Below are 22,828 nucleotides of genomic sequence, written 5' to 3'. Positions count from 1 at the left end.
CGTGTCGTGTCGGTGGCGGAGGGTCAGTCCTCGGCGTCGCGGGACTGCGCTGCGAGAGCGCGCTCCACGTCCGCGAGGTTCTCCAGAACGAGACGGCGCAGCGCGGGCGGCGCGTCCTGGTGCTCGGAGAGCCATCCGCGCGTCGCGTCGCGCAGGGCGACGTCCGCGAGCGCGGTGGGGAACAGCCCGACGACCAGGTACTGGGCGATCTGGTAGGTCCGCGACTCCCACACCGGCAGGAGCATGTCGAAGTACTGCGACACGAAGGCACCGAGCACCTCGGTACCCGCCGGGTGGACGAAACCGAGGGCTGCGGAGCGGACGATCGTGTTCGGGGCGTCGTCGCGCGCGATCAGCGCGTCCCAGGCCTGCTGCTTCGCTGCGGCGTCCGGAAGAGCCGCGCGCGCCTGCGCGGCGAACTCCGCGCCCTTGGCCGTGTTGTCGGCGGCCAGCGCGGCGTCGATGGCACCGGCGTCGGTCGCACCGATCGTCGCGAGGCCGACGAGGAGCTGCCAGCTCAGGTCGGCGTCCACGTCGAGTCCGGGGAGCGTCTCCTCGCCCGAGCGCAGACGGCCGACGATGCCGGCGTGCTCCGGCGTCACCAGGTTGTTCGCGAAGGCGGTGACGAACTGGAGCTGGCTGTCGCTGCCGGCCTCCGCCGACTCGGCGAGCGCCCAGAGACCGTCGGCCACCTTGAGCCGTGCGGTTTCGCGCTCCGCCGGAGCGACGTAGAGCGTCGCGGCCGTCCGCAGCTGCGCGAGCGTGGTCCGGACCGTGGTGGACTCGGTCTCCCGACCGATGTTGCCGAGGACGAGGTCGATGTAGTCGGATGCGGGCGTCTCCGCGTCGCGGGTCTGGTCCCAGGCCGCACCCCACACGAGCGAGCGGGCGAGGGGGTCGTGGATGTCGGCGAGGTGGGCGATCGCGGTCGCGAGCGACTTCTCGTCGAGACGGATCTTCGCGTACGCGAGGTCGTCGTCGTTGAGGAGGATGAGATCGGGGCGAGCCAGGCCCTGGAGCTCGGGCACTTCGGTGCGGTCACCGTCCACGTCCACCTCGATGTGGTGGGTGCGCGTGAGCGCGCCGTCCTGCAGCGAGTAGAAGCCGATGCCGAGACGGTGCGGACGGATGGTCGGGTAGTCGGCCGGAGCCGTCTGAGTGATGGCGAAGCGCGAGATCTTCCCGTTGTCGTCCTCGGCCACGACCGGCTCGAGAGTGTTGACGCCGGCCGTCTCCAGCCACTTCTTGGACCACGTGCCGAGGTCGCGACCGCTCGTGGCCTCCAGCTCGGACAGCAGGTCGCTGAGCTCGGTGTTACCCCAGGAGTGCTTCTGGAAGTACTGCGAGACACCGGCGAAGAACGCCTCGATGCCGACCCACGCGGCGAGCTGCTTCAGGACGGAGCCGCCCTTGGCGTAGGTGATCCCATCGAAGTTCACCTGCACGTCCTCGAGGTCGTTGATCTCGGCGACGATCGGGTGGGTCGAGGGGAGCTGGTCCTGGCGGTAGGCCCAGGTCTTCTCCATGGCGTTGAAGGTCGTCCAGGCCTCAGTCCACTCCGTCGCCTCGGCGGTCGCGATGGTGGACGCCCACTCGGCGAACGACTCGTTCAGCCAGAGGTCGTTCCACCACTTCATGGTGACGAGGTCGCCGAACCACATGTGCGCGAGCTCGTGCAGGATCGTGACGACGCGACGCTCCTTGACGGCGTCCGTGACCTTGCTGCGGAAGACGTACGTCTCGGTGAACGTCACGGCGCCCGCGTTCTCCATGGCGCCGGCGTTGAACTCCGGCACGAAGAGCTGGTCGTACTTGGCGAACGGGTACGGCACGCCGAACTTCGACTCGAAGTAGGCGAAGCCCTCTCGGGTCTTGTCGAAGATGTAGTCGGCGTCGAGGTGCTGCCAGAGGCTCTTGCGGCCGTAGACGCCGAGCGGGATCACCCGGCCGGACGCGCTGGTGAGCTCCGAGAAGGTGGCCTCGTACGGTCCTGCGACGAGAGCCGTGATGTAGGAGGAGATCCGGGGCGTGGGCTCGAAGCCCCAGGTGGCCGAGACGCCGTCGTCGTGGACGATCGGCTCGGGCGTGGGGGAGTTGGAGACGACCTTCCACTCCGCGGGAGCGGTCACCGTGAACTGGAAGGTGGCCTTGAGGTCGGGCTGCTCGAAGACGGCGAACACGCGACGGGAGTCGGGCACCTCGAACTGCGAGTAGAGGTACACCTCGCCGTCCACCGGGTCGACGAAGCGGTGCAGGCCCTCGCCGGTGTTGGTGTAGAGGCAGTCGGCGTCGACGACGAGGACGTTCTCCTCCTGCAGACCGGCGAGCGCGATCCGGGAGTCTGCGAAGACCTCGCGCGGGTCGAGCTGCTCTCCGTTGAGCGAGATCTCGCGCACGTCGCGGGCGATGAGGTCGATGAAGGTGAAGCTGTCGGGGGACGCGGAGAAGCGCACGACGCTCCGGGAGCCGAAGACCTCGGCGCCCTTGGTCAGATCGAGGGCGACCTCATAGGAGTGCGTGTCGACGACGTCGCGGCGCTCCTGCGCTTCGATTCGGGTGAGGTTCTCTCCAGGCAAAGCTGTACTCCCAGGGGTGAGGGGATGTAACCGGGGGTCGGCGCAGTTGGCGCCGACGGCAACCATGACAGCCTACGCCAGAGCGACGCGCGCACCGTCGATCCTCACGGACCGGGGATAGTCACGGTCGTGCGGACGCTCGTCGTCCGCGGAGGTGGGAAGATGGAGGGGTGACCGCGATCGAGCCGAATGTCGTTCCCTTTGCCTCGCCCGCCGCTGCCGGCGGCGACCCCTATGTGACCACGCCCGTCGCCTACGACGCCATCCTCTTGGCGAGCTTCGGCGGCCCGGAGGGCCAGGAGGACGTGATCCCCTTCCTCCGGAACGTGACGCGCGGTCGGGGCATCCCGGATGAGCGTCTGGAGGAGGTCGCGCACCACTACCGTCACTTCGGCGGGGTGAGCCCGATCAACGGCCAGAACCGTGTGCTCAAGGACGCGCTGGAGAAGGCGCTCGTGGCCCGGGGGATCGACCTCCCCGTGTACTGGGGCAACCGCAACTGGGGTCCGTACCTGGAGGACGTGCTGCCCGAGGCGTCCGCGAACGGTCACACCACCCTCCTCGCCTTCGCCACGAGCGCGTACAGCTCGTTCTCCAGCTGCCGACAGTACCGCGAGGACTTCGCTCGCGTGCTGACGGACACCGGCCTCGGCGAGACGGTCACCATCGACAAGATCCGTCCCTTCTACGACCACCCCGGCTTCGTCGAGGCCTTCGAGGCGGGCGTGCGGGAGTCGGTGCAGGGCTATCTCGACCAGGGCTTCGCGCCGACCGAGATCCAGGTCCTCTTCTCCACGCACAGCATCCCGACGGCCGACGCCGAGCGCTCCGGCGCCCGCGATATCGACTGGGGCGAGGGTGGGGCTTATGCCGCGCAGCACCTCGCCGTGTCGGAGTGGACGATGGAGCAGGTGCGGGCGGCCATCCCGGGAGCCGCCGATGTGCCCTGGGAGCTCGTCTACCAGTCCCGTTCGGGCCCCGCGTCGCAGCCCTGGCTGGAGCCCGATGTCTGCGACGTGATCGCGGAGCTCCCGGTGCGCGGTCGTAAGGCGGTCATCGTGGTCCCCGTCGGCTTCATGAGCGACCACATGGAGGTCCTCTGGGATCTCGACACCGAAGCGGCCGAGGCCGCGGAGGAGGCGGGCCTCGCCTTCGTCCGCACGCCGACGCCCGGCGTCCGCGAGGCGTTCGTGGAGGGCATCGTCGACCTCATCGAGGAGCGCCTGCAGGGTCGCCCGAACGCGGAGCGTCCGCACGTCACCGATCTGCCCGGCGCGTTCGACGTCTGCCGTCCCGGGTGCTGCGAGAACGTGCGCGCGGGGTTCAAGCCCGCAGCGGCCGGCATCGCCCCCTGAGTCGGGACACCGGATCCTAGGATGGAGACCATGCGCATCCACATCGCCACCGATCACGCCGGACTCGAGTTCTCGACCCGGCTGCAGGAGCACCTCCGCGCCGCGGGCCACGAGGTGATCGACCACGGTCCGGTGGAGTACGACGCGCTCGACGACTACCCCGCCTTCTGCATCCGGGCGGCGCAGGCCGTCGTCGTCGATCAGGCGACAGGGGTGCCGGCGCTCGGCGTCGTCTTCGGCGGCTCCGGCAACGGCGAGCAGATCGCGGCGAACAAGGTCGCCGGCGTCCGCGCGGCCCTCGTCTGGAACCTGTCCACGGCCGAGCTCGCGCGCGAGCACAACGACGCGAACGTCATCTCCATCGGAGCTCGCCAGCACACCTACGACGAGGTCACGGCCTTCATCGACCGGTTCATCGCGACGCCGTTCTCGGGCGACGAGCGTCACGTCCGCCGGATCGGCCAGATCGCCGACTTCGAGCGGGACGGCTCGCTCCTCCCGGACCCTCGGGCCTGATATGCCCGAAGGACATTCCGTCCACCGCATCGCGCGGCAGTTCGATCGCAACTTCGTCGGCAAGACGATGAGCGCGTCCAGCCCGCAGGGACGTTTCGCCGAGGGCGCCGCCGTGCTCGACGGGCGCCAGGCCGTGAGCGTGCAGGCCGTCGGCAAGCAGATGTTCCTCGAGGCGGAGGGCAACCTCTGGCTGCGTGTGCACCTCGGCCTCTACGGCGCGTGGGACTTCGCGGGGGAGATCCTCGTCGATCCCACCATCGCGTCGGCCAACGGACGGATGGGGCAGACCAATCAGCGCGGCACCACACTCGACGAGGCGATCCTCGACGACGCGGGGGAGAACTCGCTCGCCTCGATCGGGGCCCCGCGGCGCGCCAGGGTCCACGTGCGGATGTCCGAGCAGACCAAGGGCCTGACCGACGAGATCGACGAATGGCCGCCGCCCGTGGTGGGTCAGGTGCGGCTGCGCCTCATGACCGACATCACCGTGGCCGACCTGCGCGGTCCCACCGCGTGCGTGCTGCAGACGCCGGAGGAGATGCTGGCGACCGTGGCCAAGCTCGGCCCCGATCCGCTCGTCGGCGATCCGGCGGAGAACGAGGAGCGGTTCGTCCGCGCCGTGCGGAAGAAGCCCACGCCGATCGCGCTGCTGCTGATGGACCAGGCGGTCGTCAGCGGCATCGGCAACGTGTACCGCGCCGAGATGCTCTACCGGCAGCGGCTGAACCCGCACACGCCGGGCCGCGACGTCCCGGAGGACGTCGTCAGGGCGCTCTGGCACGACTGGGTGCGGCTGCTGGCCATCGGTGTGGAGACCGGTCAGATGATGACCATGGACGGACTGTCTCCTGAGCAGTACCGCGCCGCGATGGCCAGCCGCGACGACCGCCACTGGGTCTACCACCGCGCCGGCCTACCGTGCCGGGTGTGCGGGACCGAGATCGCCCTGGAGGAGATCGGCGCCCGCAAGCTGTACTGGTGCCCGCACTGTCAGGCCTGAGGGCGGGATCCCCGGGGCTTCCGCCGCTCTAGGCTGGGATCCATGCGACAGAATCCGAGCTTCACGCTCGCCGATGTGGCCGAGATCCGCCGCGTCATCGACGCCAACCCGTGGGCGACGGTGGTGAGTGCGCCTGAGGATGGTCTGGTCGCCTCGCACTATGCCGTCCTCCTCGACGACGACCGCGATGATCTGACGGTCGTGGGGCACGTGGGCCGCCCGGACGACGCCATCCACGGTCTGGGGGACCGGGAGATCCTGCTTGCCTTCCAAGGGCCGCACGGGTACGTCTCGCCGGGCTGGTACGGCGACGTCCCCGCGGTCCCCACCTGGAACTACACCGCGGTGCACCTGTCGGGCGTTCCCGAGATCCTCAGCACCGCGGAGAACCTCCGTGTGCTCGATGCCCTCGTCGCGCGGTTCGAGTCGCGCCTGCCCGACCCGCGCCTGATGTGGGAGCGTCCGAACGACGCGGGCTTCATCGAGAGACTCGAATCCGGAACGGTCGGCTTCCGCCTCACCCCGACGAAGGTCGTCGCCAAGCGGAAGCTGAGCCAGAACAAGTCGGCGGAGACCATCGAGGCGGTGATCGCGGCGCTGCACGCCGAAGGGCCGTATGAGAACGCGGCCCTCGCCGCGGAGATGCGTCGTGCACAGGACGCACGGGCGGGTGGCGGGGCGTGAGCGTACTCGGAGTCGAGGTCGGAACGGTCCGTGCCGTCCGCCCCGTGGGTCCGGGGCGGGAGTTCCTGCTGGACGATGAGCCGGTCGACCTCCACCTCGCCCACGGACGCATCGTCGACATCGCGCCGACCGGTGCCCTGCCGGCGCGCGGCGAGGTCATCCAGGCCGACGGTGCCTGGGCGGTCCCCGGGCTGTGGGACAACCACGTGCACACCGTGCAGTGGGCTCTGGCGGCGGAGCGCGTGCCCTTGGACGAGGCGGACTCGGCCGCAGCGGCCGCGAGACTGATGCGCGGCGCTCCGGTCCTCCCCGATGGAAGACGGATCGGCACGGGGTTCCGGGACGCGCTGTGGCCTGATCGGCCATCCGTGGCCGCGCTCGATGCCGAAACCGGCGTCGTGCCGACCTACCTGATCAACGCGGACGTGCACAGCGTCTGGCTGAACTCGGCGGCCTTGGCGCGCGAGGGCTTCCGCGGGGACGACGGTCTGCTCCGCGAGGAGGACGCGTTCGAGATCTCCCGCCGCCTGAATGCCGTCGACCCTGCCCACAGCGATGAGGCGGTCACCCGTGCGGGGGCGGCGGCCGCAGCGCGTGGCGTGACCGGTCTGGTCGACTTCGACATGGCGTGGAACGCCGATGCCTGGCCGCGACGGATCCTCGCGGGCTTCGCCGCGCACCGTGTCGAGTTCGCGTTCTATCGGGCGGATCTCGATCGGGCGATCACCGCGGGCCTCCGGACAGGGGAGCGCCTCGCGGTGTCGGATCCGACCGGGCTGGTCGGATCCCTCGTGCGGGTCGGGTCGTTGAAGGTCATCAGCGACGGCTCGCTCGGCACCCGTACCGCGGCGTGCTCACACTCCTACCCCGGCGACTCCGCGAACTACGGGGTGCTGACTGTACCTCCGGACGAACTCACGGCGCTGCTGACCACGGCGGCGGGAGCCGGGATCGAGGTCGCCGTGCACGCGATCGGCGATCGCGCCGTGACGGCGGCCCTCGACGCCTTCGGCGCTTCCGGTGCCACGGGGTCGATGGAGCACGCGCAACTGGTGCGGCACGCGGATCTGGCTCGATTCGCCCGGCTCGGGGTGCGCGCGAGCGTCCAACCCCAGCATGCGGTGGACGACCGCGACCTGGTCGAGTACCACTGGGCCGGTCAGACGGCCATCGGCTATCCGCTCGCCTCGCTACGGGCGGCAGGCGCGGAGGTGCGCTTCGGGTCCGACGCGCCGGTCGCCCCGCTCGACCCCTGGCACGCGATCTCCGCGGCCGTCTGGCGGACCGACGACGACCGTGCTGCCTGGCATCCGGAGGAGCGGGTGACGCTGGATCAGGCCCTCGAAGCGAGTGTCCGCACGTCGCTCCGTCCCGGTCAGAGCGCGGACATCGTGCTCCTCGGGAGCGACCCTCGCACCGCTGACGCGGCGGGGCTCCGGACGATGCCCGTCACCATGACGCTGCTCGGCGGTCGCCTCACGCACGTCGCCTGAGGCAGCGCGCACACGACGAAGGGCGGCCCCGGATCGGAGCCGCCCTTCGTCGCGTGCGTGGTGTCAGGCCGCGATGTGCGACACGAGGAACCAGCGGTCCTTCTCGAGGCCGCGCTGGATCTCGATCGCCACATCCTGGCTCGTGAGGTCGACCTCGTCGAGGCCTTCCACAGCTGCCTTCACATCGACGAGGATCGCGTCGATGTCGGCGATCACGGCGCGGATCAGCTCGTCCGACTGCGCGAAGCCGGCCGGAACGCCGGTGGCGCCGGCCTTCTCGGCGACGGCGTTCACACGCGCGTCGATCGGGAGGCCCAGAGCGACGATGCGCTCGGCGGCGGTGTCGGCGAAGTCACCGGCGTGGGCGACGATCGTGTCGAGCAGCTCGTGCACGCCGACGAAGTTGGCGCCGCGGACGTGCCAGTGCGCCTGCTTGCCGTTGACGGTCAGCGCCTGGAGACCGAGGACGACGGGGGAGAGGAACTGCGCCGCACCGGCGGCGACAGTCGGGTCGATGGCGGTGGTGGAAACGGTCTGGGCCTTGCTCATCTTGTGCTCCTCCGAATGAAGTTCTCTGACTGACGAGTACAACGCTACTCAGCCTCAGACATTCCGCAAGGAAGCTGAGGCTCCACTCACTTCCGCGTGATTCCGGGGGAGTGAGGGTAGTCTCGCCTCATGAGCATCGCTGCCGGAGCTTCCATCCTCGCCCTCCCGGATCGCATCCCCGAGCTCGACGACACGGCCTTCGTCGCGGACGGCGCCCGCATCGTGGGCGCGGTCTCCCTCGGACCCGGTGCGAGCGTCTGGTACAACGCCGTGCTCCGCGGTGACTCGGCGCCCATCATCATCGGTCCGGGCAGCAACGTCCAGGACAACGTGTCGATCCACGTCGACGCCGGGCATCCCGTCGTCGTCGGCTCACGGGTGTCCATAGGCCATAACGCGGTGGTGCACGGCTGCACGATCGGTGACGGCTCTCTCATCGGCATGGGGGCCGTCGTCCTCAGCGGTGCCGTGATCGGAGAGGGCTGCCTGATCGCCGGCGGAGCCGTGGTGCTCGGCGGGACCGAGGTGCCGCCGGGTTCCCTGGTCGCCGGTGTTCCCGCGAAGGTGCGCAGGGCGCTGTCGGACGACGAGCGTGCCTCTCTGGTGGCGAACGCGGCGATCTACCTGGAGCACGCGGCGACGCACGTCCGCGCAACGGAAGCGTAAGGCCCTGCCCCGCTAGGCTGGGCGGTACGGGGCGGTGGCCAAGCTGGTTAAGGCAGTGGGCTCATAACCCAACGATCGTCGGTTCAAGTCCGACCCGCCCTACTACCCGTCTCGTCCGTCGTAATCGTCGCCGCGTTCTCCCGTCTCTCCTCTGGAGGTCTCGACGCCCGTCAGCCTCCGGATCGGAGCAGGAGCCATGACGACCACGAGTGTGCCGAACGCGGAGACCCGTCGTCGGATCGAGGACGTGGGGCAGATCGCGTTGCGTCTCGCGATCGCGGCGAGTTTCGCCCTCGCCGTCGCCGACCGCTTCGGGCTCCTCGGCGGCCCGGGGGCTGATGGCGTGTCGTGGGGATCGTGGACGATCTTCCGTGCGTACACGGCGCAGCTCGTCCCTGTCCCCGTCGACCTGGTGGTGGACACGGCGGCCGTGCTGGCGACGGCTCTGGAGACCATCCTCGCTCTGCTGCTGGCCGTCGGGCTGTGGACCCGGCTCGCGGCGGGAGTCGCCGCGCTGCTCACGGTGACGTTCGGCGTGACGATGCTCGTCTTCCTCGGGCCGCTTGCGCCGTTCCGATACCCGGTCTTCGTCTTCACGGCCGCCGCGATCCTGCTCGCGGGGCTGAAGCGCTACCGGTGGAGCATCGATGCGCTGCGAAAGGAGGTGCCGGGAGCGGGGAGAGACAACGATGCCCCCGGCACCAGGTAGACGGCGAATGCCTCTACAGACGGACGGACGCGTCGGAAGGGGAAGCGATCCGTCACAGGAGAGATGACGAGGTGACCGTTTCATGACGCCGTTTTCCGCAGGATCACGGCATATTGCGTGTGCCGCGAGAAACCCGTTCGGCCGAACCGCGTAACAGAACGTGCCGTTCTGCATCCCTTCCTGGGGACATCACTCGCGCGGAAGAAGCCAAATGCGCGAGTTCATCGATCATCTGGGGAGTCGAAAGTGCCAGTCATTCAGCATGCAATCAGATCGGGCGCGCGGGGAACGCGCCTGACGACGTTCGTGGGTGCTCTGCTCGCGATCTGTCTGGCGGCCCTGGCGGCCGTCATCGCGACGCCGGCCACGGCCCGCGCTGCGGAGGTCGCGGGGATCACCTCGTTGACCATCACCGAACCCACCGACCAGATCAAGGTCTGGGACCGGATCGCGTTCGAAGCGACCTGGGCAGTGCCGGACACGGCGACCGCGGGAGACACGTTCCGCCTCGCCTTTCCGACGAGCCCGAGCCTGACCGGGGTGCGGGATTCCTTCGCCCTGACGGCGCCGGATGGCCAGACCGTCGGAACGTGCGAGGTGTCGACCGGTGAGCTCGTGTGCACGCTCACGGACTACGTGGACAGCCACACCGACGTCAGCGGCACCCTGCACTTCCGCGCCAGGGCGGACGAGGAGACCACACTGACGGAGATCCCGTTCACGACGGGAGGCGGAACCGTCGTCCCGGTCGACGTTCCCGGCGGGATCGGGCCGGTCCCGGAGTTCCCTGCGCCGACGACCCCGACCAAGTGGGGCGACGTGACGCTCGACGGTCGGAACATCGCGTGGGGCGTGAACATCCCGTCCTCCGTGCTGGCCGGGGAGGCTCCGACGCTCAGCGACACGTTCACGGCCGGCCTCGTGCTCGATCCCGCCTCCGTCACCGTGGCGTACGTGCTCGCGAAGGACTGGGCGGGAGGCAAGTACACCGTGTCGACCGGGCTGCAGTCGGGCAGCGACTTCACCGTCACGGAGGTCAGCTCCGAGTCGTTCACGGTGACGGTGGACGCGCCGATCGTCGCCGACGCGATCTACGTGCTCCGGTACAAGACCGCACTGCCCGCCGACGTCCGTCCCGGTGATGCATTCCACAACACCGTGACCGGCTCCCGGTGGGTCGCCGAGAGCACGCCGGTCATCTACTCGCAGGGTGGGGGAGACGGCGAGGGGGTGATTCCGGTCGGCGCGTTCACGGTGACAAAGAAGCTCAGCGGTCCGGGGGCGGCTCTGGTGCCCGACGATCGCGAGTTCCGGGTGGCCTACTCGTATCAGCGCGCAGGACAGACGGTGGAGGGCGAGCTCGCCTTGCGATCCGGACAGACCGATGGTCTGAAGGATCTGCCGGTGGGCACGGTCGTCACCCTGTCTGAGGTCACGCCTGCGGACGTCGACGGCGTGACCTGGCAGGCGCCGGTCTTCTCCGGCACCGATGTGGCGATCACCGATGGCGGCGCGACCGTCACCATCGCACGGGGCACGACAGTCGCGGTGACGCTCACCAACCCGACGACGGTCACGCCGCCGCCGGTCGGGGGCTTCACGGTGACCAAGAAGGTCACGGGGGCGGGGGCCTCCCTCGTTCCTGCGCACCAGACCTTCACCGTGGAGTACTCGTACGAGCTCGCGGGGCGTTCCGTCACCGGTGAACTCGCGCTCCGTGCCGGCGAGAGCGAGGGACTCGCGGATCTGCCGGCGGGAACGGTCGTCACGCTCCGCGAGAAGGCGCCGATCGCCGTGGAGGGCGTCACGTGGAAGAGCCCGCACTTCACCGGCGCAGGAGTCGACGTCGGCGACGACGGCGCGACGCTCACGATCTCCGAAGACGCGACGCTCGGGGTGGTCCTCACCAATGGGACCGCCGTCACTCCGCCGCCCCCTCCGGGTGGTGAGCTCGCCTTGACCGGATCCGAGGGACCCGCCGGCCCGTTCGCCCTGGGAGCGCTGCTGCTGCTTGCGGGACTGACAGCGCTCGGCGTCCGCCATCGGGTGGCGGGTCGCGTCGGTGATTGAGGACTAGGAGAGGCCGGGCAGATCGATCGCGCGACGACTTCTTCGTCGTCGCGTGATCGATCGTGCCATTCGGCGTCTCGTGGTCGTCGAGGAGTTTCCCTCGACGACCACGCCGACGCCGCAGCGCGTCGGAGAAAGGCATCTCTCATGACCAAGACGCTCATTGCCCGTGCCTCTGCCGCCCTCGGCGTCGCGGCCGCTCTTTCGCTCGGTGGAGCGACGCTCGCTCCCGCCGCTCACGCGGAGGCGACACCTGCGGACCCGGCCGTGTCGAAGCCGCTGAGCACGGGCGTTCTCGCGCAGCGCGTCGGGCCTGCCTGTCTCTTCTTCCAGTACACGTTCAACATGAGCCCGACCGATCCCCAGGTGGGGGACACCGTGACGTACACCATGCAGTTCCTCAACAACGGCGAGGTGGACTCCACGAAGAGCGCGCTCACGTTCCGCCTGGACGGCCTCCTCGACGACTCGACCTGGGCAGCGTCGACGCTGGAAGCGACCTCCGGCCGCCCTTCCGCGGCGGAGAACGCCGTCACGTGGAACGGGCCGCTCGACGCCGGAGACGATGTCGTGCTGCGCTTCAGCGGCGTGTGGACGGGCGAAGGCGATGGCCTCGCGTTCCCGCGGGTCGAGTCCTACGGCTACGTGAGGTGAAAGCGGGGCGGAGTCCTGTTTTCCACGGTATCCGCGGCGACGTGGCGCGCTCGTCGTCGAGAGGCTGAACGGACACCGACCGAAAGGCAGCCATGCAGCTCTCCACGGATTCCGAAGCCATCGTCCGCGCCACCGCCGGCGTCGTCGCCTCTCACGCCGACGAGATCACCACCCTGTTCTATCGGCGCATGTTCGAGGCGCATCCGGAGCTGTTGAACGTCTTCAACCGCGCGCATCAGGCGCAGGGCGATCAGCCCAAGGCACTGGCGGCGTCCGTCGTGGCGTTCGCCGTCCACCTCATCGATCCCGACGCGCCGGACTTCTCCCCGGTGATGCGACGTATCGCCCACCGCCACGTCTCGCTGGGGGTGTCGGCCCGTCAGTACACGATCGTGGGCCGCTATCTCCTGGCCGCCGTCGATGAGGTCCTCGGCGAGGCGGTCACACCGGCGGTGCACGCCGCGTGGGATGAGGTGTACTGGCTCTTCGGCTGCTCGCTCATCGCGGAGGAGGCGCGGCTTTACGCGGAGGCGGGCACAGACCCGGACCACCCGTGGCGGCCGCACCGCGTCATCGAGCGGGTGGAGGAGGCCCGCGACGTCATCTCCCTCGTCATGGAGCCGGTGGACGGTCAGCGGGCGCCCCATCGGACCGGGCAGTACGTGGCCGTCGCCGTCGACCTCCCGGACGGCACGCGCCAGCCCCGCAGTACACGATCTCCTCGTCTGCACCCGGGGCAGCGCTGCGCGTCACCGTGAAGCGTGTGCGTGGTGTGGACGGCGCACCGGACGGTCAGGTGTCGACCTGGCTGCACGAGAACGCGCAGGTCGGTACGGTACTCGATGTCTCCCAGCCCGCCGGCGACCTGCTCCTCGACGACTCCGATGACGCGCTGGTCCTGATCTCGGCGGGAATCGGCATCACTCCCGTCGCGGCGATGGTGGACGACCTCGCACAGCGGCGTCCCGACCGGCCGGTGCACCTGTTCCATGTGGACCGGGAGCCGGACACGCACGCCCTCGTCTCTGCCGTGCGCGGTCGTGCGCAGCATCTGAGCGACGTCCGCGCCCTGACCTGGTACACCGCGGGCGTGGAGGAGGGGCCGTCGGTGCGGTCCGGCCGGATGGATCTCGCCGGCATCGACCTTCCGCCGACGGCACGCGTCTTCCTCTGCGGGCCGCTGTCGTTCATGCAAGCCGTTCGGGGCGCACTGACGGCCCGCGGGATCGTGCCGGACCGTATCGACTACGAGGTCTTCGGCCCTGACCTCTGGGCTCGGCGCCCGGAGTCCGGCGCGGCCTGAGAGTCCCGGAGACCTGAGCGTGGCCGTGTCAAGCCCCTCCTGGACGCCATGAGGTGCTGCCATGCTCCCCGAGAGCGGCACCGCGCCGCGGAACGGGAGAGACAATGAGCATCGGCAGCGGAATCGCGCTCTTCGTCATCGGAGCGATCCTCGTGTTCGCGATCAACGTCGACGTGCCGTGGGTCAACCTGGACATGGTCGGCTACATCCTCATGGGTGCCGGCGTGATCATCTTCCTCATCGGCATCGTGCTGCTCGCCCGCCGACGTCGCACGGAGACCGTGTCGCGCACGTACGTCGACCCGGCGACGGGGGAGCCCACGACCCGGCGTTCGGTCAGCTCCAGTTCGGACGAGGGCCTCTGAGCTGACTCATTCGGAAACGAGAAGGGCCGCGGGGAAACCCGCGGCCCTTCTCGTCAGACGACGTCTGCGCCTTCGAGATGTTCCTCGACGAGGGTGATGCCTCCGCTCGAGTTCGCGGAGTGCGCGAGTTCCTCGATCCAGCGACGGCTCAGCTCGGGCGTCTCGGCCTCGTCGAAGACGAACCGGAGCGGGATGGACGGGTGCAGCCACAGCGTGGAGCGGCCGGGGGCGTCGCCCTCGGGGTGGCGCCAGGAGAGGGTGAAGCTCTCGTTGCGCCGCAGCTTGGTGGCGATGACGACCTTGAGGTGCGCGAGTGCGCGGTCTTCGATCTGGATCGGCGTCTGGGTGTCGCCGTAGTACAGGCTGCCCATCGTCAGCCGACCTTCGCGCGGGAGGCGGGGGTGTTCATGGCGCTCCTTCGGAACGTGCAGGGGGAAGACGGCAGACCGCTCCCGGGGATACTTGGACTCTACCCAATTTGCGCACGACATCGTGCGCATCGCCCGGACTCGCCGTCAGGCACGAACAGAGTATGCGCGCGGTGTCAGTCCGGCGTCACAGGGCCGCCAGGACGGGCGGATTCCCGTACGCCTCGCGATAGGCGGTGGCGAACCGGGAGACATTGCTGAAACCCCATCGGCGGGCGACGGCCGACACGGAGGCTCCCTTGCCGTGACGCAGATCCCGATGCGCGCCATCGAGCCGAGCACGCCTCAGGGCCTCGTTCGGTGTGATGTCGAGTGCGCGGCGGAACGCATACTGCAGGCCACGCGTGGACATGTACGCGGCCGCGGCGACGTCGTCGACCGTGATCGGCAGATGTGCGTTGTCCTCGATGTACGCGAGGGCACGACGCACCGAGGCCGGTGCCGCAGAGCGCTGCGCGGGACGGTGCAGCGACTCGCTGAACGTGGTGGGGAACGCCGACATCGTCAGCAGGAGGGCGTGGCGTTCGAGTTCTGCGGCGATGAGAGGGGCGGCGCCGTCCGGTCCGAACGAGCCGTCGATATAGGAGAACATCTGCTCCCACCGCGCTCCGTCCTCCCGCGTATGCGGAGCGAGCCCGGTGGCCCGGAGCTCGAGGCGGTCGTCGCCGGTGATCTGCCTGATCGAGTCGCGCGCTGCGGTCCGATCGAACACGAGGGCCCGGACCCGGGCCACCTGATTCCATTTCGCTTCCACGCGGACGCCGTCCGTCAGCCACGGCTGGGCGGCGTCCAGTCCCTGGCGCCCCGACCAGATCCGGGCATCGGCGGCATCCACGCGGCACACCAACAGCTGATCCTCGGGCTCGGCGCGGGAGTGCACCTGGGCGGCGAGCTGGTAACGGACCAGCGACATCGAGGGTGCCTCCACCGAGCGCCAATCGAAGCGGAACCGGCGCGGGTCCACGTCCTGCAGGGTCGCCGAGGGCACGAATTGCTGCCAGGTGGTCTCCACCTGCTCGATGTCCGTGGATGTGAACTGCACCGACACTCCTTGCTGCGCCCTCTTCCGGGCGGCCGGGGCTTCTTGGACAGTAGCCCATGCCACTGACAGCACGGTGGGGATGCTCCGCGGGCCCGCGGGCGGGCCGCGCGGTCGGGGCCTCGTAGACTCGGATCATGAGTGTGCCTTCCCCGTATGCGGAGCGATTGAGCCGGATTCCGGTGCAGCGCCATGAGGTGGAGGTCCGCGGCGGATCGACGGCGTACTGGGCGTACGGTCCGGACGACGCCGAGACGACCGTCATCGCGGTCCACGGCTTCCGGGGCGAGCACCACGGTCTCGAGTCTGTCCTGGCGTTCCTGCCCGAACTCCGGGTGCTGGCTCCCGACCTCCCGGGATTCGGGGAGTCCGCGCCGTTGCCCGGTCGCCGCCACGATCTGGCGGAGTACGCGGGATGGCTCACCGAGTTCACGGCGGCCACGGCACCCGGTGCCGTGATCCTCGGCCATTCGTTCGGTTCCATCGTGACCGCCGCCGCCGTCGCCGGAGGGCTGAAGACCCCGCGGCTGATCCTCGTGAACCCCATCGGCGCGCCCGCGCTGGAGGGACCGAAGGGCATCATGACCCGACTGGCGGTGCTGTACTACGCTCTCGGTGCCAAGCTTCCGCCGCGGATCGGCACCGCGCTCCTGCGCAACCGGGTGATCGTCCGTGTCATGAGCGTGACCATGGCGAAGACGCGGGATCCGGAGCTGCGTCGCTTCATCCACGACCAGCACGACACCTACTTCTCGCGGTTCTCCGACCGGGAGGTCCTGCACGACGCGTTCGTCGCGAGCGTCTCCCACGACGTCAGGGAGTTCGCGCCGTCGATCGACGTTCCCACGCTCCTGATCGCCGCCCAGAAGGACGACATCACCCCGATCGAGGCGGAGCGCGCGCTGGTCACTCTCTTCCCGGACGCGTCCCTCGTCGAGATCGCGCACGTGGGTCACCTGATCCACTACGAGACCCCGGCCGAGGCAGCCGGAGCGGTCCGTCGGTTCCTCAGGATTCCCGTCGCGCGAGGCCGATGAGTCCGGCCACCCGGAACGGGATCACCTCGCCCATCGCGAGCGAGGTCTCCGTGCGCTCCACGCCCTCGATCGAGAGGATCCGGGCGTCCGTGTCGAACAGGTGACGCGCGTCGCGGCATGCCACGCGCGCCAACAGGTCGATGGAGCCGCTCAGGCCGTGCGCCTGGACGACCTCCGGGATGCGCGCGAGCTCGTTGATGATCCGGGGAAGCTCGGTCTGGCGGACGCCGATGCTGACGAACGCCTGCAGCGGGAACCCCAGGACATCGGGGGAGAAGGCGCGCTCGTAGGAGAGGAACACGCCGCTCTGCTCCAACCGCGCCATCCGCGCCTGGATGGTGTTCCGCGACAGGCTCATGCGCTCGGCGAGAGCGACGATGGTCACGCGCGGGTCGTCGGCGAGCGCGGCGAGAAGCTCCAGGTCGATCCGGTCCAGTCCAGGCATAGTGCCAAACCCTAGCAGCACGCGACCGGAGAAAAATGAGCAACATGCTCAATCCAGACTGAGTTGCTTGAGCGAGGTGTTCACCGGACGTACCCTCAGACCATGCCGGTGATGACGCCGGCACCATTGCGCGTCGCCCCACGAGGGCCGCCAGGGACGAGGAGGACGATGATGTCGCCGCAGACCACCCCCATTGCGGACACCGCCCAGGATCTGGAGCTGTCGGAGCGCATCCTCGCTCCGGACGGAACCCGTGTCGCCAATGACCGCCTCGACCCGTTCGTCACCGATGTCGACGCCGCGCAGCTGCGGGCACTGCACCGCGACATGGTCATCCTCCGCCGCATCGATGCCGAGGGCGTGGCCCTGCAGCGTCAGGGGCAGCTGGGACTCTGGGCGCCGTGCCAGGGCCAGGAAGCCACGCAGATCGGTACGGCCAGGGCGCTCGATCCGCAGGACTACGTCTTCCCGAGCTACCGGGAGACCGGCGTGATCTACGCGCGCGGCGCGCAGCCGGGGGACTTCGTGCGGATGTGGCGCGGTGAAGAGGGGGCGGCCTACGATCCCGCCGCCCTCCGCGTCGCTCCGTTGCAGATCATCATCGGCGCCCAGACCCTGCACGCGGTCGGGTACGCGCTCGGCATCCAGCATGAGAAGGCATCGGAGGTCGCCGTGACCTACTTCGGTGATGGGGCGACCAGCCAGGGGGATGTGAACGAGGCGATGATCTTCGCCGCGTCGTATCAGGCGCCGGTCGTCTTCGTCTGTCAGAACAACCACTGGGCCATCTCCGAGCCGGTCGCCGTGCAGTCGCAGTATCCGATCGCCGGGCGCGCGCCCGGGTTCGGGATCCCGAGCCTCCGTGTGGACGGGAACGACGTCCTCGCCTGCCTGGCGGCGATGCGCTGGGCGTTGGACCACGCGCGCTCCGGGAAGGGCCCGGCCTACATCGAGGCCGTGACATATCGGATGGGCCCGCATACCACCGCGGACGACCCCACCCGGTACCGGGACGAGGCCGAGCTGGAGTCCTGGCGCCGCCGCGACCCCATCACGCGACTGGAGGCGTACCTCCGTGCGACCGGGGACCTCACCGAGGAGCATCTCGCCGAGACGCAGGCGGCTGCGGACGCGGTCGCCAAGGAGATGCGCGCGACCTGCCTCGGCATGGTCACCCGTCCGCCGCTGGCGGTGTTCGACGGCGTCTATGCCGAGCCGCACACGGGCCTGGAACGGCAGCGCGACGAGTACGCGGCATACCTCGCGTCGTTCGAGGGCGAGGCGTGACCATGACCGAACTCACTCTCGGCAAGGCGCTGGGCGCCGGCCTCCGTCAGGCGATGCGCGACGACGAGAAGGTGGTGCTCCTGGGCGAGGACATCGGCAAGCTCGGCGGCGTCTTCCGGATCACCGACGGCCTCCTCGACGAGTTCGGGGCGGCCAGGGTCATCGACACACCGCTCGCGGAGTCCGGGATCGTCGGCACGGCCGTCGGTCTCGCGTTCCGCGGCTACCGCCCGGTCGTCGAGATCCAGTTCGACGGGTTCGTCTACCCCGCCTTCGACCAGATCGTCTCGCAGGTCGCCAAGCTGCACTACCGCACCCAGGGGCGGGTGAAGATGCCGATCACGATCCGGATCCCGTGGGCCGGCGGAATCGGTGCCGCCGAGCATCATTCCGAGTCGCCGGAGGCCTACTTTGCCCACACGGCGGGCCTCCGTGTCGTCGCCGTCTCGAACCCGGAGGACGCCTATCGGAGCCTCCGGCAGGCGATTGCGTCGGACGACCCCGTCGTGTTCTTCGAGCCCAAGCGGCTCTATCACCACAAGGGCGAGGTCGACCTCGAGGCCCCGCTCGCGGATGCGCCGCCGATGGGACTCGCCCGGGTCGTGCGCTCCGGGACGGACGTCACGGTCCTCACCTACGGAGCCATGGTGAGCACCGCGCTGCAGGCGGCGGAGGCCGCGGAAGACGAGGGCGTCGCCCTGGAGGTCATCGACCTGCGATCGCTCTCTCCGGTGGACTACGACTCCATCGCCGCCTCGGTGCGGAAGACCGGACGAGTGGTCGTCGCGCACGAGGCCTCCCGGGAAGCCGGCCTCGCCGCGGAGGTCATCGCGAGCGTGACCGAGCTCTGCTTCGAGTACCTCGAATCCCCTCCGCTGCGAGTCACCGGGCATGACGTGCCGTACCCGCCTGCCAAGCTCGAGAAGTACCACCTGCCGGATCTCGACCGGATCCTCGATGCGGTCGATCGCGTGATGGATCGCCCGCACAGCCTGACGGGAGCGGACGCATGATCGCCGAATTCCGTCTCCCCGACCTCGGCGAAGGACTCACCGAGGCGGAGGTCGTGCAGTGGCTCGTCGCGCCCGGCGACAGCGTCGCGCTGAATCAGACCCTCGCGGAGGTCGAGACGGCCAAGGCCGTCGTCGAGCTGCCGTCGCCCTATGAAGGCACGGTGTCGACCCTGCACGCGGACGCGGGAGAGACCGTCGCCGTGGGAGCACCGCTGATCGCCTTCGACATCGAGGGGGACGATCCTCCGGCGGCGCCGTCCGGTGGCGAGGAAGAGGCCTCCGCGGAGAAGGCGCAGCCGAACCTCGTGGGCTACGGAGCCGCCCCGACATCGAGTGGACGCCCCGCGCGCCGGGCGCGGCGCCGGAGTGCCGCCCAGGTGGCCTCGGCGGCCGACACCGCCGTTCTCGAGGCAGCGCCGCACGACGCGACGCCATCGGTCGCGGTCGAGCCCGTTCTGGAGCGACCACGGTCAACCCCTCCGGTGCGCGCCTACGCCAAGCGACGGGGCGTCGACCTCGTCCTCGTCGCCGCGGAAGTCGGTGACCGCGTGATCACGAGGGCAGACGTGGATGCGTACGCGGAGCGTATCGGAGCGGAGCCGTCACGGCCCGCCGGGACGCCTGAGCGCGAGACCACCGCGGCATCCGGAACCCTTCCGCGCGCGGAGGGGAGGCCGCGGGAGACGCGCGTCCCGATCCGCGGGGTCCGCAAGCACACGGCAGCGGCGATGGTGCAGAGCGCGTTCACCGCCCCGCACGTCACGGTCTTCCACACGGTCGATGTGACCGCGACCATGGAGATGCTGGCACGTCTCCGCGAGGACCGAGCGCTTGCGGAACACCGGATCGGCCCACTCGCCGTCGTCGCGAAGGCCGTCTGTCTCGCTCTGCGCCGGGCGCCGGGCCTGAATGCGCGCTGGGACGAGGAGTCCGGCGAGATCGTCCACTACGGTTATGTCGACCTGGGGATCGCCGCGGCGACCGATCGGGGTCTCATCGTGCCGATGATCCGGGATGCGGAGCGGATGAACCTGGTGGAGCTGTCGACCGCGGTCAGGCGGCTCGCGGATACCGCTCGCGCGGGGAAGACCTCCCCGGCCGAGCTCGCCGGGGGCACGTTCTCCCTGTCGAACATCGGGGTGTTCGGGGTGGAGGCCGGAACACCGATCCTTCCGCCAGGGCAGTCCGGGATCCTTGCGGTCGGCGCGGTGCGGCGGCAGCCGTGGGAGTACCGCGGTGAGATCGCACTCCGTCAGCTCATGACGCTGAGCCTGTCCTTCGATCATCGCCTCGTCGACGGGGCCGAGGGCGCGACGTTCCTCAAGGACGTGGCCGACATCCTCGAGGATCCGGGACGGGCGATGCTGCTCAGCTAGCGGCGCGCAGCGCAGCCTCGGCCATCGCGACCAGCACGGTCGCGGTGGCCGTGTGCCGTCTCGTCGCGGCTCGCGTGCTGTGCGGGGTCGAGTTGATGAGACCGAAGCATGCCTGCACGCGCAACCGTAGCTCGTCGCGGTCGAGCGGCTTCGGACGCTCGAGCGCGGCGAGTGCGTCCATCCAGAGCTCGATATAGGCGCGTTGCAACCGGCGGACCTCGGCGCGGTCGTCCTCGTCGAGGAAGGCGAGATCGCGATCCTGCACCTGGATGACCTCGGCGTTGCCGAGCGCGAACTCCACATGGAAGCGGATGAGCCCGCGCATGCGCTCGTCGGGTGCGCTCGTCTCCTCGGACTCGCGTCGTCCGCCCGCGACGAGGTCCTGGCTGACCTTCACCAGGACCGCTCCCAGAAGGGCCTGCTTCCCGGCGAAGTGGCGGTACACCGCGGGCCCGGACACACCGACGGCGGCGCCGATGTCCTCCAGGCTCACCCCGCTGTACCCGCGCGCGGCGAAGAGCCGGGCCGCGGCATGCAGAAGGGCGTCGGAGCGTTCTGCCTTGGCGCGGTCACGGGCGGTGGCGGGGCTTATCATCTCAGTTAATCCTCGCTAACCTGAATCAACGGGTTAGTGAACACTAACCGAGAATGCATGCAGCGCGCCAGGTTCCCCGCCCGGCGCGACGTGGGTCGAGGAGGACGTCACGATGCCGGCAAGCCAGGAAGCGCTCGCCCAGCGGCTCCGTGACCGTCTCGCGACCGCAGCGCAGGGTGGCCCTGCGGCCTCCCGCGAGCGACATGTCGCCCGCGGGAAGCTCCTCCCGCGCGACCGCGTCACCCGTCTCCTCGACGAGGACAGCCCGTTCCTCGAGATCGCCCCGCTCGCGGCCGACGGTCTGTACGGCGGGGAGGCGCCGGGGGCCGGTGTCATCGCCGGCATCGGCCTGGTCCACGGCCGGCACGTCATGGTCGTCTGCAACGACGCCACCGTGAAAGGCGGAACGTACTATCCGCTCACCGTGAAGAAGCACCTGCGGGCGCAGGAGATCGCCCTCGAGAACCGTCTGCCGTGCCTCTACCTCGTGGACTCGGGCGGCGCCTTCCTTCCTCGACAGGACGAGGTCTTCCCGGACCGCGAGCACTTCGGACGCATATTCTTCAACCAGGCCCGGCTGTCCGCGCAGGGAATACCGCAGCTCGCGGCGGTCCTCGGATCGTGTACGGCGGGTGGCGCCTACGTTCCCGCGATGAGCGACGAGACCGTCATCGTCCGCGGACAGGGCACGATCTTCCTCGGTGGGCCTCCTCTGGTGAAGGCTGCCATCGGCGAGATCGTCACGGCGGAGGAGCTCGGCGGAGGGGAGCTGCACGCCCGGCGCAGCGGCGTCGTGGATCACCTCGCCGACGACGACGAGCACGCGCTGGAGATCCTCCGCGACATCGTGGCCACGCTGCCGCCGCCGCTCGCCCCGGCCTGGAACGTCGGGGAGAGTCGCGCCCCGGCGGAGATCGGCTCCCTGTACGACGTGGTTCCCGTGGACGTCAACGCCGCGTACGACGTGCGCGAGGTGATCGCACGCCTCGTCGACGGCGACACCTTCCATGAGTTCAAGGCCGAGTACGGCACCACACTGGTGACGGGTTTCGCGCGGCTGCACGGCCACCCCGTGGGCATCGTCGCGAACAACGGCGTGCTGTTCAGCGAGTCGGCGCTCAAGGGCGCGCACTTCATCGAGCTCTGCGATCAGCGCGGCGTCCCACTGCTCTTCCTGCAGAACATCACCGGGTTCATGGTCGGCTCCGATGCGGAGGCGGGAGGGATCGCGAAGGACGGGGCCAAGATGGTCACGGCTGTGGCGACCACCCGGGTCCCCAAGCTCACCGTCATCATCGGCGGCTCCTTCGGTGCGGGCAACTACTCGATGTGCGGGCGCGCCTACTCGCCGCGATTCCTCTGGACCTGGCCGGCGAGCCGGATCTCGGTGATGGGCGGGCCTCAGGCCGCCTCGGTGCTCGCCACGGTGAAGGACGACCAGCTCGCGGCGCGCGGGGAGTCGTGGACCGCGGAGGAGCGTGCGGCGTTCGAAGAGCCGATCCGGGCGCAGTACGAGGAGCAGGGCGAACCGTACTACGCGACCGCACGGCTGTGGGACGACGGCATCGTCGACCCGGAGCAGACCCGTGACCTCCTCGGTCTCGCCCTGGACGTCGTCGCCCGCAGCCCCCTGCCCGAGCCGCGCTTCGGCGTCTTCCGGATGTGAGC

At 69.6% G+C, this 22,828-nt stretch carries 23 protein-coding genes and 1 tRNA gene; 18 read left to right on the top strand and 6 right to left on the bottom strand.

The genetic code is table 11. From position 1 onward, the window contains the following. Nucleotides 1-23: 23 nt before the first annotated feature. A complete protein-coding gene (gene pepN / locus AB1285_RS07395) occupies nucleotides 24-2,576 on the bottom strand; it encodes an aminopeptidase N (RefSeq protein WP_370428533.1) in 2,553 nt (850 codons plus the stop codon). 170 nt (nucleotides 2,577-2,746) lie between these two features. Between pepN and AB1285_RS07390 the strand changes: the two genes are divergently transcribed. From AB1285_RS07390 to AB1285_RS07370, 5 genes are read left to right on the top strand one after another with little or no spacing between them, the layout of a single operon-like run. Continuing rightward, nucleotides 2,747-3,931, top strand: a complete 1,185-nt coding sequence (locus AB1285_RS07390) for a ferrochelatase (RefSeq protein ID WP_268776343.1) — start codon at nucleotides 2,747-2,749, stop codon at nucleotides 3,929-3,931. 30 nt (nucleotides 3,932-3,961) lie between these two features. Then, nucleotides 3,962-4,447 (top strand): ribose-5-phosphate isomerase, encoded by a 486-nt coding sequence (locus AB1285_RS07385; RefSeq protein ID WP_060922011.1) that lies wholly within the window; start codon nucleotides 3,962-3,964, stop codon nucleotides 4,445-4,447. A 1-nt stretch (nucleotide 4,448) separates the two neighbouring features. Further along, nucleotides 4,449-5,447: an Fpg/Nei family DNA glycosylase gene (locus AB1285_RS07380; protein ID WP_370428534.1), complete on the top strand. Its 999-nt coding sequence runs from the start codon at nucleotides 4,449-4,451 to the stop codon at nucleotides 5,445-5,447. A 42-nt stretch (nucleotides 5,448-5,489) separates the two neighbouring features. Further along, entirely contained in the window at nucleotides 5,490-6,131 is a 642-nt protein-coding gene (locus AB1285_RS07375; RefSeq protein ID WP_370428535.1) for an FMN-binding negative transcriptional regulator, read from the top strand. Continuing rightward, on the top strand, nucleotides 6,128-7,624 hold the full coding sequence (locus AB1285_RS07370) for an amidohydrolase (RefSeq protein WP_370428536.1): 1,497 nt from the start codon (nucleotides 6,128-6,130) through the stop codon (nucleotides 7,622-7,624). Before AB1285_RS07375 ends, AB1285_RS07370 begins: the two co-directional genes overlap by 4 nt. A 63-nt stretch (nucleotides 7,625-7,687) precedes the next feature. Here AB1285_RS07370 and AB1285_RS07365 read toward each other — a convergent pair whose 3' ends face one another. Continuing rightward, nucleotides 7,688-8,173: a Dps family protein gene (locus tag AB1285_RS07365; RefSeq protein ID WP_025103404.1), complete on the bottom strand. Its 486-nt coding sequence runs from the start codon at nucleotides 8,171-8,173 to the stop codon at nucleotides 7,688-7,690. A gap of 129 nt (nucleotides 8,174-8,302) precedes the next feature. Here AB1285_RS07365 and AB1285_RS07360 point away from each other — a divergent pair, with 129 nt between their 5' ends. The 8 genes from AB1285_RS07360 to AB1285_RS07325 all read left to right on the top strand — a co-directional run bounded on the left by AB1285_RS07360 (nucleotide 8,303) and on the right by AB1285_RS07325 (nucleotide 13,940). Next, nucleotides 8,303-8,839 (top strand): gamma carbonic anhydrase family protein, encoded by a 537-nt coding sequence (locus AB1285_RS07360; RefSeq protein ID WP_370428537.1) that lies wholly within the window; start codon nucleotides 8,303-8,305, stop codon nucleotides 8,837-8,839. 28 nt (nucleotides 8,840-8,867) lie between these two features. Then, nucleotides 8,868-8,941: transfer RNA gene (locus AB1285_RS07355), tRNA-Ile, on the top strand. 94 nt (nucleotides 8,942-9,035) lie between these two features. Beyond that, a complete protein-coding gene (locus AB1285_RS07350) occupies nucleotides 9,036-9,548 on the top strand; it encodes a DoxX family protein (RefSeq protein ID WP_259951551.1) in 513 nt (170 codons plus the stop codon). 306 nt (nucleotides 9,549-9,854) lie between these two features. Further along, nucleotides 9,855-11,618 (top strand): DUF5979 domain-containing protein, encoded by a 1,764-nt coding sequence (locus tag AB1285_RS07345; protein ID WP_370428538.1) that lies wholly within the window; start codon nucleotides 9,855-9,857, stop codon nucleotides 11,616-11,618. Between the two features lie 147 nt (nucleotides 11,619-11,765). Further along, complete coding sequence (locus AB1285_RS07340; RefSeq protein ID WP_366236650.1) at nucleotides 11,766-12,272, top strand: hypothetical protein; 507 nt, start codon at nucleotides 11,766-11,768, stop codon at nucleotides 12,270-12,272. 92 nt (nucleotides 12,273-12,364) lie between these two features. Then, entirely contained in the window at nucleotides 12,365-13,030 is a 666-nt protein-coding gene (locus AB1285_RS07335; protein WP_370428539.1) for a globin domain-containing protein, read from the top strand. Next, a complete protein-coding gene (locus AB1285_RS07330) occupies nucleotides 13,027-13,575 on the top strand; it encodes a hypothetical protein (protein ID WP_370428540.1) in 549 nt (182 codons plus the stop codon). The genes AB1285_RS07335 and AB1285_RS07330 overlap by 4 nt, the downstream gene beginning before the upstream one ends. Before the next feature lie 104 nt (nucleotides 13,576-13,679). Beyond that, the gene (locus AB1285_RS07325) at nucleotides 13,680-13,940 is read left to right on the top strand and encodes a DUF6458 family protein (RefSeq protein ID WP_187664041.1); all 261 of its coding nucleotides are present in this window, start codon (nucleotides 13,680-13,682) and stop codon (nucleotides 13,938-13,940) included. 53 nt (nucleotides 13,941-13,993) lie between these two features. On the opposite strand, the gene AB1285_RS07320 is transcribed toward AB1285_RS07325, so the two are convergent. Together AB1285_RS07320 and AB1285_RS07315 are read right to left on the bottom strand one after the other, a co-directional pair. Then, a complete protein-coding gene (locus AB1285_RS07320; protein ID WP_060921991.1) occupies nucleotides 13,994-14,311 on the bottom strand; it encodes a hypothetical protein in 318 nt (105 codons plus the stop codon). A gap of 184 nt (nucleotides 14,312-14,495) precedes the next feature. Further along, nucleotides 14,496-15,410, bottom strand: a complete 915-nt coding sequence (locus AB1285_RS07315) for a helix-turn-helix transcriptional regulator (protein ID WP_268776336.1) — start codon at nucleotides 15,408-15,410, stop codon at nucleotides 14,496-14,498. Nucleotides 15,411-15,544: 134 nt separating this feature from the next. Here AB1285_RS07315 and AB1285_RS07310 point away from each other — a divergent pair, with 134 nt between their 5' ends. Then, entirely contained in the window at nucleotides 15,545-16,444 is a 900-nt protein-coding gene (locus tag AB1285_RS07310; RefSeq protein ID WP_280566270.1) for an alpha/beta fold hydrolase, read from the top strand. Here AB1285_RS07310 and AB1285_RS07305 read toward each other — a convergent pair. Then, on the bottom strand, nucleotides 16,416-16,889 hold the full coding sequence (locus tag AB1285_RS07305; RefSeq protein ID WP_025103414.1) for an Lrp/AsnC family transcriptional regulator: 474 nt from the start codon (nucleotides 16,887-16,889) through the stop codon (nucleotides 16,416-16,418). The genes AB1285_RS07310 and AB1285_RS07305 overlap by 29 nt on opposite strands. Before the next feature lie 171 nt (nucleotides 16,890-17,060). Here AB1285_RS07305 and pdhA point away from each other — a divergent pair, with 171 nt between their 5' ends. From pdhA to AB1285_RS07290, 3 genes are read left to right on the top strand one after another with little or no spacing between them, the layout of a single operon-like run. Next, the gene (gene pdhA, locus AB1285_RS07300) at nucleotides 17,061-18,176 is read left to right on the top strand and encodes a pyruvate dehydrogenase (acetyl-transferring) E1 component subunit alpha (RefSeq protein ID WP_370428570.1); all 1,116 of its coding nucleotides are present in this window, start codon (nucleotides 17,061-17,063) and stop codon (nucleotides 18,174-18,176) included. Between the two features lie 2 nt (nucleotides 18,177-18,178). After that, a complete protein-coding gene (locus AB1285_RS07295) occupies nucleotides 18,179-19,189 on the top strand; it encodes an alpha-ketoacid dehydrogenase subunit beta (protein ID WP_259951546.1) in 1,011 nt (336 codons plus the stop codon). Continuing rightward, nucleotides 19,186-20,565: a dihydrolipoamide acetyltransferase family protein gene (locus tag AB1285_RS07290; RefSeq protein WP_370428541.1), complete on the top strand. Its 1,380-nt coding sequence runs from the start codon at nucleotides 19,186-19,188 to the stop codon at nucleotides 20,563-20,565. Before AB1285_RS07295 ends, AB1285_RS07290 begins: the two co-directional genes overlap by 4 nt. Here AB1285_RS07290 and AB1285_RS07285 read toward each other — a convergent pair. Further along, nucleotides 20,558-21,160 carry a TetR/AcrR family transcriptional regulator gene (locus tag AB1285_RS07285; protein ID WP_370428542.1) on the bottom strand — a complete coding sequence of 201 codons (603 nt, stop codon included), beginning with the start codon at nucleotides 21,158-21,160 and terminating at the stop codon, nucleotides 20,558-20,560. The two genes, AB1285_RS07290 and AB1285_RS07285, sit on opposite strands and share 8 nt — an antisense overlap. A 112-nt stretch (nucleotides 21,161-21,272) precedes the next feature. Here AB1285_RS07285 and AB1285_RS07280 point away from each other — a divergent pair, with 112 nt between their 5' ends. Further along, on the top strand, nucleotides 21,273-22,826 hold the full coding sequence (locus AB1285_RS07280; RefSeq protein ID WP_370428543.1) for a carboxyl transferase domain-containing protein: 1,554 nt from the start codon (nucleotides 21,273-21,275) through the stop codon (nucleotides 22,824-22,826). Nucleotides 22,827-22,828: the final 2 nt, after the last annotated feature.

This window comes from Microbacterium sp. NRRL B-14842 (genome assembly GCF_050470785.1).
This window is presented reverse-complemented; position numbering and strand designations above follow the sequence as displayed.

Bases quoted from the DNA above. Each gene is read 5' to 3' on its own strand.
- AB1285_RS07385 (WP_060922011.1), top strand. From the start codon at position 3,962: ATGCGCATCCACATCGCCACCGATCACGCCGGACTCGAGTTCTCGACC.
- AB1285_RS07380 (WP_370428534.1), top strand. From the start codon at position 4,449: ATGCCCGAAGGACATTCCGTCCACCGCATCGCGCGGCAGTTCGATCGC.
- AB1285_RS07375 (WP_370428535.1), top strand. From the start codon at position 5,490: ATGCGACAGAATCCGAGCTTCACGCTCGCCGATGTGGCCGAGATCCGC.
- AB1285_RS07365 (WP_025103404.1), bottom strand. From the start codon at position 8,173: ATGAGCAAGGCCCAGACCGTTTCCACCACCGCCATCGACCCGACTGTC.
- AB1285_RS07360 (WP_370428537.1), top strand. From the start codon at position 8,303: ATGAGCATCGCTGCCGGAGCTTCCATCCTCGCCCTCCCGGATCGCATC.
- AB1285_RS07350 (WP_259951551.1), top strand. From the start codon at position 9,036: ATGACGACCACGAGTGTGCCGAACGCGGAGACCCGTCGTCGGATCGAG.
- AB1285_RS07340 (WP_366236650.1), top strand. From the start codon at position 11,766: ATGACCAAGACGCTCATTGCCCGTGCCTCTGCCGCCCTCGGCGTCGCG.
- AB1285_RS07335 (WP_370428539.1), top strand. From the start codon at position 12,365: ATGCAGCTCTCCACGGATTCCGAAGCCATCGTCCGCGCCACCGCCGGC.
- AB1285_RS07325 (WP_187664041.1), top strand. From the start codon at position 13,680: ATGAGCATCGGCAGCGGAATCGCGCTCTTCGTCATCGGAGCGATCCTC.
- AB1285_RS07320 (WP_060921991.1), bottom strand. From the start codon at position 14,311: ATGGGCAGCCTGTACTACGGCGACACCCAGACGCCGATCCAGATCGAA.
- AB1285_RS07310 (WP_280566270.1), top strand. From the start codon at position 15,545: ATGAGTGTGCCTTCCCCGTATGCGGAGCGATTGAGCCGGATTCCGGTG.
- AB1285_RS07305 (WP_025103414.1), bottom strand. From the start codon at position 16,889: ATGCCTGGACTGGACCGGATCGACCTGGAGCTTCTCGCCGCGCTCGCC.
- pdhA (WP_370428570.1), top strand. From the start codon at position 17,061: ATGTCGCCGCAGACCACCCCCATTGCGGACACCGCCCAGGATCTGGAG.
- AB1285_RS07295 (WP_259951546.1), top strand. From the start codon at position 18,179: ATGACCGAACTCACTCTCGGCAAGGCGCTGGGCGCCGGCCTCCGTCAG.
- AB1285_RS07290 (WP_370428541.1), top strand. From the start codon at position 19,186: ATGATCGCCGAATTCCGTCTCCCCGACCTCGGCGAAGGACTCACCGAG.
- AB1285_RS07285 (WP_370428542.1), bottom strand. From the start codon at position 21,160: ATGATAAGCCCCGCCACCGCCCGTGACCGCGCCAAGGCAGAACGCTCC.
- AB1285_RS07280 (WP_370428543.1), top strand. From the start codon at position 21,273: ATGCCGGCAAGCCAGGAAGCGCTCGCCCAGCGGCTCCGTGACCGTCTC.